Origin of the sequence: Streptomyces sp. NPDC097595, assembly GCF_044761525.1 — a bacterium.
GTDB classification, from domain to species: Bacteria; Actinomycetota; Actinomycetes; order Streptomycetales; family Streptomycetaceae; genus Streptomyces; species Streptomyces drozdowiczii_A.
In genome coordinates, this window is record NZ_JBIWCN010000013.1 from 212,127 (window position 1) to 221,162 (window position 9,036).

At 73.4% G+C, this 9,036-nt stretch carries 10 protein-coding genes; 7 read left to right on the top strand and 3 right to left on the bottom strand.

The features are described 5' to 3' along the window. Positions 1-120: 120 nt before the first annotated feature. Positions 121-525: a DUF5997 family protein gene (locus tag ACIQZN_RS21530; protein ID WP_403996097.1), complete on the bottom strand. Its 405-nt coding sequence runs from the start codon at positions 523-525 to the stop codon at positions 121-123. 58 nt (positions 526-583) lie between these two features. Between ACIQZN_RS21530 and ACIQZN_RS21535 the strand changes: the two genes are divergently transcribed. The 5 genes from ACIQZN_RS21535 (at position 584) to ACIQZN_RS21555 (ending at position 5,670) form a co-directional block, all read left to right on the top strand. Continuing rightward, positions 584-1,363 (top strand): LysR family substrate-binding domain-containing protein, encoded by a 780-nt coding sequence (locus ACIQZN_RS21535; RefSeq protein ID WP_403996100.1) that lies wholly within the window; start codon positions 584-586, stop codon positions 1,361-1,363. Between the two features lie 38 nt (positions 1,364-1,401). After that, positions 1,402-1,914: a DinB family protein gene (locus ACIQZN_RS21540; protein WP_403996103.1), complete on the top strand. Its 513-nt coding sequence runs from the start codon at positions 1,402-1,404 to the stop codon at positions 1,912-1,914. Positions 1,915-1,961: 47 nt separating this feature from the next. Next, a complete protein-coding gene (locus ACIQZN_RS21545) occupies positions 1,962-2,459 on the top strand; it encodes a peptidylprolyl isomerase (protein ID WP_403996105.1) in 498 nt (165 codons plus the stop codon). Between the two features lie 130 nt (positions 2,460-2,589). Continuing rightward, positions 2,590-3,345, top strand: a complete 756-nt coding sequence (locus ACIQZN_RS21550) for a Clp protease N-terminal domain-containing protein (RefSeq protein WP_403996108.1) — start codon at positions 2,590-2,592, stop codon at positions 3,343-3,345. A gap of 78 nt (positions 3,346-3,423) precedes the next feature. Then, complete coding sequence (locus ACIQZN_RS21555; RefSeq protein WP_403996113.1) at positions 3,424-5,670, top strand: MMPL family transporter; 2,247 nt, start codon at positions 3,424-3,426, stop codon at positions 5,668-5,670. On the opposite strand, the gene ACIQZN_RS21560 is transcribed toward ACIQZN_RS21555, so the two are convergent. Beyond that, positions 5,630-6,193, bottom strand: a complete 564-nt coding sequence (locus ACIQZN_RS21560) for a histidine phosphatase family protein (RefSeq protein ID WP_403996116.1) — start codon at positions 6,191-6,193, stop codon at positions 5,630-5,632. The two genes, ACIQZN_RS21555 and ACIQZN_RS21560, sit on opposite strands and share 41 nt — an antisense overlap. Positions 6,194-6,247: 54 nt before the next feature. Continuing rightward, entirely contained in the window at positions 6,248-7,717 is a 1,470-nt protein-coding gene (locus tag ACIQZN_RS21565; protein WP_403996119.1) for a PLP-dependent aminotransferase family protein, read from the bottom strand. Here ACIQZN_RS21565 and ACIQZN_RS21570 point away from each other — a divergent pair. Together ACIQZN_RS21570 and ACIQZN_RS21575 are read left to right on the top strand one after the other, a co-directional pair. Then, complete coding sequence (locus ACIQZN_RS21570) at positions 7,716-8,672, top strand: DMT family transporter (protein ID WP_403996122.1); 957 nt, start codon at positions 7,716-7,718, stop codon at positions 8,670-8,672. The two genes, ACIQZN_RS21565 and ACIQZN_RS21570, sit on opposite strands and share 2 nt — an antisense overlap. A 50-nt stretch (positions 8,673-8,722) precedes the next feature. Beyond that, positions 8,723-8,938 carry a DUF1918 domain-containing protein gene (locus ACIQZN_RS21575; protein WP_265545279.1) on the top strand — a complete coding sequence of 72 codons (216 nt, stop codon included), beginning with the start codon at positions 8,723-8,725 and terminating at the stop codon, positions 8,936-8,938. Positions 8,939-9,036: the final 98 nt, after the last annotated feature.

Genomic DNA, 9,036 nt, shown 5'->3' on the forward strand with positions numbered 1-9,036 from the left:
GCGGCGCCGCGGTGTGCGGGGGGGCCCCCCGGGGGGGGGCCCCACCACCCAGCCCCGTGGGGGGGGGGGGGCCCGCGCCGCGCCCCCCCCCCCCCCCCCCCCCACGTTTCTCTCCGGGCGTCAGTCGCGCTCGTCGCGGTCCTTCGCCTCGCGCTCCGCGTTCCGCTCCTTGATGCGGATGTTCTCCTTGCGGACGTCCGCCTGGGTGGCGCGCTCCTTCTGCAACCACTCGGGGTTGTCCTGCTTCAGGGCGTCGATCTGCTCGGTGGTCAGCGCGTCGGTGACCCCGCCGCGGGCCAGGCCCGAGATGGAGACGCCGAGCTTGGACGCGACGACGGGGCGGGGGTGCGGGCCGTTGTTCCGCAGGTCGCGCAGCCACTGGGGCGGATCGGCCTGGAGGGCCGCCAGCTCGGCGCGCGAGACGACACCCTCCTGGAATTCGGCGGGGGTGGCGTCGAGGTACACACCCAGCTTCTTCGCCGCGGTCGCGGGCTTCATCGTCTGGGCGGTCTGGTGGGACTTCATGGGGTCAAGGGTATCCAGCGCGTGCGGCGCCCTCGACCACGGCCGGTAACCTGGCGGGGTGACAGGCCCCGAAGCAACCCCCTCGTTCCGGCTGGCGTACGTCCCCGGAGTGACCCCCGCCAAATGGGTGCGGATCTGGAACGAGCGCCTGCCGGACATCCCCCTGGAACTCGTCCAGGTCCCCGCCCACGGCGCCCAGGAGCTGCTGCGCGCCCATGGCGCCGACGCGGCGTTCCTCCGGCTGCCGGTGGAGGGCACGGACCTCAGCGCGATCCCGCTGTACACGGAGACCACGGTCGTCGTGGTCCCGAAGGACCACCTGATCGCGGCGGTGGACGAGCTGTCGGTCGCGGAGCTGGCCGACGAGATCGTGCTCCACCCGATGGACGACGCCCTGCCCTGGGAGCGGCTGCCCGGCCGCCCGGCGCTGGAGCGGCCGGCGAGCACGGCGGACGCCGTCGAGCTGGTCGCGGCGGGCATCGGCGTCCTCGTGGTCCCCCAGTCGCTGGCCCGGCTGCACCACCGCAAGGACCTGACGTACCGGACGCTGACCGACGCGCCGGAGTCGCGCGTCGCGCTGTCCTGGCCGCAGGAGAGGACCACCGACCAGGTGGAGGACTTCATCGGCATCGTCCGCGGCCGTACGGTGAACAGCTCGCGCGGCCGCGCGGGTGCGGCGCCCGCCGCGCAGCCGAAGGCCAAGGACAAGGCGAAGGCCAAGGACAAGCCGAAGCGCGCCGCCGGCGCGGGGACGGGGAAGGGCTCCCGGGCGGCCAAGGGCGCCCAGGGCGCTCGCGGCGCCGCCGCCAAGCGCGGCAAGCCCCGCCGGAGGCCGTGACCGCCCCGTTGTCGGTGCCGCCTGGCAGCATCGGGGCCATGACGCACACCGAACGCCCGATGCCGCCCCTCGACGCCGACGAGCGCACCGGCCTGGAGAGCTGGCTCGACTTCTACCGGGCCACCGTGGCCCAGAAGTGCGAGGACCTCACCGACGAGCAGGCGCGCAGCGCCTCCGTACCGCCGTCGTCGCTGACGCCGATGGGGCTCGTCCAGCACCTCGCGGAGGTCGAGCGGAACTGGTTCCGGCGGATTCTGAACGGCGAGGACGTGCCGCCGCTGCACGGCCCGCCGGCCGCACCCGGGGTGCACAGCGGGGGGTTCGACCTTCCCGCGGACGTCACCTTCGCCCAGGCCCTCGCGGCCTGGCAGGAGGAGATCGCCGTGTCCCGCGCGGTATGCGCCGGGCGCTCACTGGAGGACTCGGCGCCCTTCATGGGCGGCGAGGTGAGGCTCCGCTGGATCTACCACCACATGATCGGCGAGTACGCCCGCCACAGCGGTCACGCCGACCTTCTCCGCGAGCGGATCGACGGAACCACCGGCGTCTGACGGGCCGGGTTTCCGGGTCGCTCCGGGGAGATGTCAGGATGGGATCCATGACGAGCCAGGTTTACTTCGACATCACCATCAACGACGCTCCCGCCGGGCGGATCGTCTTCAATCTGTTCGACGACATCGTTCCCAAGACCGCCGAGAACTTCCGCCAGCTGGCGACCGGCCAGAACGGCTTCGGTTACAAGGACTCCTCCTTCCACCGCGTCATCCCGGAGTTCATGCTCCAGGGCGGCGACTTCACGCGCGGCGACGGCACGGGCGGCAAGAGCATCTACGGCAACAAGTTCCCCGACGAGAACTTCGAGCTGAAGCACACCAAGCCGGGCCTGCTCTCGATGGCCAACGCCGGCCCGAACTCGAACGGGTCGCAGTTCTTCATCACCACGATCGTGACGTCCTGGCTGGACGGCAAGCACGTCGTCTTCGGCGAGGTCGCCGACGAGGACAGCATGATCCTCGTCAAGCAGATCGAGGGCCTCGGCTCGCAGAGCGGCCGCACCCAGGCGAAGGTCACCATCGCGGACTCCGGCATCCTCTGATCCCGGATCCCCGGCAGACCGATACGCGCCGCCCGACGTCTTCCGTCGGGCGGCGCGTTTCCGCATTCGGGGACGCATGCACTGTCAACCGATAGTTGACACTCCCCCACTGTCAACTTACGGTTGACACATGACGAATCCCGTAGTGCCGTCGCAACCCGTCCGCCTGGACGACCTGATCGCGGCCATCAAGAAGGTGCACTCCGACGCCCTGGAACAGCTTCAGGACGCCGTCATCGCCGCCGACCACCTCGGCGACGTCGCCGACCACCTCATCGGCCACTTCGTGGACCAGGCGCGCCGCTCCGGCGCCTCCTGGACCGACATCGGCAAGAGCATGGGCGTGACCCGGCAGGCCGCCCAGAAGCGCTTCGTCGCCAAGGCCCCCGGCGAGGGTGCCGTCCTCGACCCGGGCCAGGGCTTCGGCCGCTTCACCCAGCGCGCCAGGAACGTGGTCATGGCGGCCCAGAACGAGGCCCGGGCCGCCGGTAACCCCGAGATCGGCACCGAACACCTCGTCCTCGGCCTGCTCAGCGAGCCCGAAGGACTCGCGGCGGCGTTCATCAAGGCCCAAGGCGTCGTCCTGGACACCGTCCGGCAGGCGGCCACCGAGGCGCTGCCCCCGGCCACCGGGGGCGAGATCCCCGAGCTGATCCCGTACAACGGTGACGCGCGCAAGGCGCTGGAGCTGACCTTCCGCGAGGCGCTGCGGATGGGGCACAACTACGTCGGCACCGAGCACATCCTGCTCGCCCTGCTGGAGCACGAGGACGGCTCCGGCGTGCTCAGCGGCCTCGGCATCGACAAGGCGGCCGCCGAGCAGGCCATCGCCGACGCCGTCGCGATGTTCGTCTCCAAGCGGCAGGCGTCCGGCACGGCCGAGTGACCTCCGTGCGGTGGAACCGCACCGGCGGCTGAACGTGTCGCACCGGCCGCCCCGCGTACGGCCTCATACGTTCTCGGCGTGAGTACGTATGAGGCAGGGGCGGGGCGGCGCGGGCGGCTCCTCCGGCTCGGTGAGTGGTGCGCCCGCCATTGCGTCGTGGTCCTGGTGCTGTGGCTGCTGGCCCTCGGTGGGCTGCACGTCCTCCAGAGCGCCTTCGGAGGCACGTACTCCGACGACTTCGATCTGTCCGGTACGCAGTCGAGCACCGGGGCCGATCTGCTGCGGGCGCACGACCCGGCCGCGGGCGGCACCGGCGCCCAGGTGGTCCTGCACGACGCGCAGAAACCGCTGACGGACGTGAGCGACCAGGTCGGCCAGGCGGTCGGGAACCTGGAGAAGCTGCCGCACGTCCTGTCCGCCCAGAACCCGCTGCCCTCGTCGTCCTCCGCCACCTCCACCGCGCTGTCGAAGGACGGCAAGACCGCGTACATCACCGTCCGGTTCGACGTGAACCCGACCTCGCTGGACGACTCCTACCTCGACCAGGTCGACACGGCCGTCAAGCCGCTGCGCAGCGCCGGGGTGCAGGTGGAGTACGGCGGTCCGCTCGGCGAGCTCGCCCGGCCCGAGACCAAGGACTTCACCAGCGAGGCCATCGGCTTCGCGGTCGCGGTCGTCGTGCTGCTGATCGGCTTCGGCAGTGTCGTCGCCGCGGGCATGCCGCTGGTCACCGCGCTGATCGCGGTGATCGTGGGGGTGAGCTGTCTGGGGCTGCTGGCCGCGCTCACCACCTTCGCCAGTGTCTCGCCCACGCTGGCCACCATGATCGGGCTCGGCGTCGGCATCGACTACGCGCTCTTCCTGATCACCCGCCACCGCCAGCTCGTCATGGACGGCGACGACCCCGTGCGGGCGGCCGGCCGGGCGGTGGCCACCAGCGGGCGCGCCGTGCTGGTCTCCGGCTGCACCGTCGTCGTCGCGCTCGCCGGGCTGTACGTCTCGCGCGTGACGTTCATCGGCAAGCTCGGGGCCGCCGCCGCGGTCACCGTCGTCACCGCCGTCCTCGGCGCGCTCACCCTGGTCCCCGCCCTGCTGGGGCTCGTCGGCCGGCGGATCGACCGTCTCCGGGTCCGGCCGCCGGTCGCCGAGGGCGGGGCCGGGGCGGGCGTCGCGCAGCAGGGCGGCTGGCACCGCTACGCGCGCCGGGTCGAGCGGCGGCCGTGGTGGTTCCTGGTCGCCGGGGCGGTCGTGGTGGGTGTCCTGGCGATCCCGCTGTTCTCGATCCGGCTCGGGCACATCGACGACGGGGCCGATCCGACGAGCTTCACGGACCGGCGCGCGTTCGACCTGGTCTCCACCGCCTTCGGGCCCGGCGCCAACGGGCCGCTCACCCTGGTGGTCGACCAGCGGTCGGTGCCGGACGCGGACCGTTCGGCGCTCGCGTCGAACCTGAAGAAGGCGCTCACGGGCGTGCCGGGCGCGGCGAGCGTCAGCGCGCTCCAGCCGACGAGTGACGACGCGCTGCTCGTCGGGACCGCGGTGTCGAAGGACGCCCCGCAGGACGCGGGGACGACGGACCTGTTCAAGCGCCTCAAGGACGACGTGCTGCCCGAGGGTGTGTCGGGGACGGCCGCCTCGGGCTATGTGACCGGGACGACGGCCGCCCAGGAGGACTTCCTCGCGATCATCGCGGCCCGGCTGCCGGGGATCATCGCCGTCGTGGTGGGCCTCGCCTTCCTCATCATCCTGATCGTCTTCCGGGGTGTGCTGGTCGCGCTGAAGGCCGCCGTCCTCAACCTCCTCTCGATCGCCGCCTCGTACGGGGTGGTGGTGGCCGTCTTCCAGTGGGGCTGGGGCGGGCCCTCGCTGGGCGTGTCCGGGACCGTGCCGATCGAGAGCTATGTGCCGATGATGATGTTCGCCATCGTCTTCGGGCTGAGCATGGACTACGAGGTGTTCCTGATCTCCCGGGTGCACGAGGCGTGGCTGCGCACCCGGGACAGCCGGGACGCGGTGGCGCACGGTCTGGAGATCACGGCCCGGGTGATCACCTGCGCCGCGCTCATCATGGTCAGCGTCTTCGCGGCGTTCATCCTCAGCGACGACATCGTGGTCAAGATGCTGGGCCTGGGCCTGGCGGTCAGCGTGCTGATCGACGCCACGGTCGTACGGCTGCTGCTCGTCCCGGCCGTGATGACGCTGCTGGGCCGCGCGGCGTGGTGGTCGCCGAAGTGGCTGGACCGGGTGCTTCCGCACATCGACACGGAGGGCGAAGACGCGGCCGCTACTCCAGGCGCAGGCTCCAGCGGCGGGAGCGGCCGGTGAGGGTGACGGTGGCGAGCGGGCCGACGTCGACGTTCCAGTACGTGGCCGGCGGGGCCTTCAGCGCGTAGACGAGGGCGGCGCGGACCACGGCCGGTTCGGCGACGGCGAGGATCGCACCGTCACAGGCGGGGCGGGTGTCCAGCCAGCCGCCTATCCGCGAGATGAACGCGAGGAGCGGCTCCCCGCCGTGCGGCGCGGAGCGCGGGTCCGCCAGCCAGGCGTCCACGGCCGCCGGTTCGAGGGCGGTGACCTCGGCGAGCGTACGGCCCCGCCACCGCCCCATGTCGCAGTCGCGCAGGGCCGGCTGCACGAGGGGGCGGAAGCCCAGCGCCTCCCCGGTGGCACGGCTGCGCGGGGTCGGCGAGCAGTAGCGCAGCTCGGCGGAGCCCAGCGGTGCCAGGGCGGGGGCGGCGAACTGCACCGCGTACCAGCCGGCCTCGTCGAGCGGCCGGTCGTCATCGAAACGCTCGCCGAGCAGGGCGGAGCCGCGCGCAGCGGCGAGGAGCGTGACCCGAACACTCATGGCCGCGATCGTGAGGCGGATCGGGACGCGGGTCAAGAGGTCGTTCGGGCACTCCTACGCCCGAGTAGGGATCTGGGCGGCGGGCGTGCCCTCCCAGGCCGTACGCAGCCGGCGTACGCCCTCCGTGATCTCCGGCGGCCCGGCGACCGAGGCGAAGCTCAGGCGGATGTGCGGGGCGGGGGGTTCGGCGGAGAAGTACGGGCGTCCCGGGGCGACGGCCACGCCCGCGCGCAGGGCCTCCTGGACCATCGCGGACTCGTCCGTGCCCGCCTCGGAGCCGGGCAGGGTCAGCCAGAGGTAGCCGCCGCCGGACGGGACGTGCGGGAGGCCGAGGCCCGGCAGGGCCGTCCGCAGCGCCGCCGTCATCGCCGTACGGCGGGCGCCGAGCTCGGCGGAGACGGCGCGCAGGTGGCGGGCCCAGGCGGGCGAGCCGACCAGTTCGAGCGCGGCCTCCTGGAGCGGCCGGGGGACGAAGAAGCTGTCCACGATCTGGATGGAGCGCAGCCGCTCCAGGGCCGGGCCCCGGGCGGCCAGCGCGCCCACCCGCAGGCTGGGCGAGGCGGCCTTGGTGAGCGAGCGGGTGTGCACGACGACGCCGTCCGGGTCGTCGGCGGCGAGCGGCGCCGGCAGCGGGCCCGCGTCGTCGTGCGCCAGAAGGCGGGCGAAGTCGTCCTCGATGACGAAGGCCCCCGCCTCCCGGGCGATCCGGACGACCTCGGGGCGCCGGGCCGGGGAGAGCACCGTGCCCGTCGGGTTCTGGAAGAGGGGCTGGCAGACGAAGACACGGGCGCCGGTCGCCCGGAACGCGGCGGCGAGCAGATCGGGCCGGACGCCCTCGGAGTCCACCGGGACCGGCACCGGCCGCAGCCCGGCCGCGCGGGCGACCGCCAGCATGCCGGGGTACGTGGGCGACTCGACCAGCACGGGCGCGCCGGGCGGGGCGAGGGCACGCAGCGCGGTGGCCAGGGCGCTCTGCCCGCCCGCGGTGATCAGGACGTCGGCGGCGCCGAGCGAGGGCCCGATGTCGCGGGCGAACCAGGCGCGCAGTTCGGTGAGCCCGTCGACCGGCGGGCGGCTCCACGCACCCGGGCGGCGGCCGGCCCGGGCCAGGGCGGCGGCCAGGGCCCGTTCGGGCTGGAGCGAGGTGTGCAGATAGCCGCCGTTGAGCTCGATGACCCCGGTGGGCGGGGGGACGAGGCTGACCAGGAGGCCGGACGCGTCGACGCTGCGGGGCACCGCCTCCGGGAAGCCGTCGCCGCTGAGCGAGATCTCCTGCCAGGAGGTGTCACCGGCCGGGGGCGCCGGCCGGGCGGACGGCTGCGCCCGGTAGGCGCCGGAACCGGGGCGCGTCACCACGAGCCCTTCGGCGGCGAGCTGGGCGACGGCCCGCGAGACGGTGACGGGGCCGGCCCGGAAGCGCTCGACGAGCGCCCGGCTGGACGGCAGCTTCTCACCCGGGGAGTAGCGGTCCAGCTCCGACCGCAGGGCTGCGACCAGATCCGCCACGCTGCTACGCTCATGCATGAGAGCAGAGAGTAGCGCTACTGCGCCGAACACGATAGCGGTCGCCCCCGCCGAGGACCGCCCGCACCCGTCCGCACCGGCTGCCGCCCCGGCCCGCCGGGGCACGCTGCTCGCGCTGCTGGGCGTGGTGACGTTCTCGCTGACCTTCCCCTCCACCGCCTGGGGCCTGGAGAGCTTCGGCCCGTGGTCCCTGGTAGCGCTGCGCAGCCTGCTCGCGGCGGTGCTGTCCGGCGGCTTCCTCCTCGCGGGCCGGGTCCGGGTGCCGGCCAGGGAGCACTGGGCGGGGCTCGCCGTCGTGGCGGGCGGGGTGGTGGTCGGCTTCCCGCTGCTGACGACGCTGGCGCTGCGGACGTCCACGACCTCGCACGCCGCGGTGGTCGTGGGGCTGCTCCCGCTGACCACGGCGGTCTTCTCCTCGCTGCGGACCGGGGCGCGCCCGCCCCGCGCCTTCTGGGCGGCGGCGGTGGCCGGGGCGGCCGTGGTGATCGCCTTCACCGTGACGCAGAGCGGCGGGGCGCTGTCGGCCGGGGACCTCTTCCTGTTCGGGGCGCTGCTGGTGTGCGCGGCCGGATACACGGAGGGCGGCAGGCTGGCGAAGGTGATGCCGGGCTGGCAGGTGACCGGCTGGGCGCTGATCCTCACGCTCCCGCTCAACCTCGCGGGCGCCGCCGTCGCGCTGGTGTACGAGCCGGTGCGGCTCGGCGTGCACGGGGTCGTCGGTCTGGTCTGGGTGGCGGCCGGCTCCACGTTCCTCGGGCTGTACGTCTGGTACCGGGGCATGGCGGAGATCGGGGTCGCCCGGGCCAGCCAGCTCCAGCTCGCACAGCCGCTGCTGACGCTGTTCTGGTCGTTCTTCCTGCTGGGCGAGGAGGTCGCGGCGGCCGCCCCGGTGGCGGCCGTCGCGGTCCTGGTCTGCATCGCGCTCACTCAGCGCGCGTCGCGGACCCGGTCCTAGACTGGTCAGCAGCACGGCACCGCACGCCACCCGCGAGGAGGTCACTCCCCATGGAGGCACACAAGGGCGACCGGCTGCTGACGCACGGCAGGACCGTGGGGCAGCACGACCGGGTCGCGGAGATCGTGGAAGTGCTCGGAGACCGGGGCACTCCCCCGTACCGCGTCCGCTTCGACGACGGACACGAACATCTGCTCGCACCGGGCCCCGACACCGTCGTCCAGCACACGGGCTGCACGGCGGGCCGGGACGCGGACATCACGTAACCGCTAGGTGTATTGCCCTGTGAGGTTGGGGACGCGGCTGGCGGGTGGTTGGCCTTTCAGCGCGGTGTGTCCGCGGTGGTGATTGTAGGTGTGCAGCC

Excerpts from the sequence above, each read along its gene's own strand:
- ACIQZN_RS21550 (WP_403996108.1), top strand. The coding sequence starts at position 2,590 with ATGACGAATCCCGTAGTGCCGTCGCAACCCGTCCGCCTGGACGACCTG.
- ACIQZN_RS21540 (WP_403996103.1), top strand. The coding sequence starts at position 1,402 with ATGACGCACACCGAACGCCCGATGCCGCCCCTCGACGCCGACGAGCGC.
- ACIQZN_RS21565 (WP_403996119.1), bottom strand. The coding sequence starts at position 7,717 with ATGCATGAGCGTAGCAGCGTGGCGGATCTGGTCGCAGCCCTGCGGTCG.
- ACIQZN_RS21575 (WP_265545279.1), top strand. The coding sequence starts at position 8,723 with ATGGAGGCACACAAGGGCGACCGGCTGCTGACGCACGGCAGGACCGTG.
- ACIQZN_RS21530 (WP_403996097.1), bottom strand. The coding sequence starts at position 525 with ATGAAGTCCCACCAGACCGCCCAGACGATGAAGCCCGCGACCGCGGCG.
- ACIQZN_RS21545 (WP_403996105.1), top strand. The coding sequence starts at position 1,962 with ATGACGAGCCAGGTTTACTTCGACATCACCATCAACGACGCTCCCGCC.
- ACIQZN_RS21570 (WP_403996122.1), top strand. The coding sequence starts at position 7,716 with ATGAGAGCAGAGAGTAGCGCTACTGCGCCGAACACGATAGCGGTCGCC.
- ACIQZN_RS21560 (WP_403996116.1), bottom strand. The coding sequence starts at position 6,193 with ATGAGTGTTCGGGTCACGCTCCTCGCCGCTGCGCGCGGCTCCGCCCTG.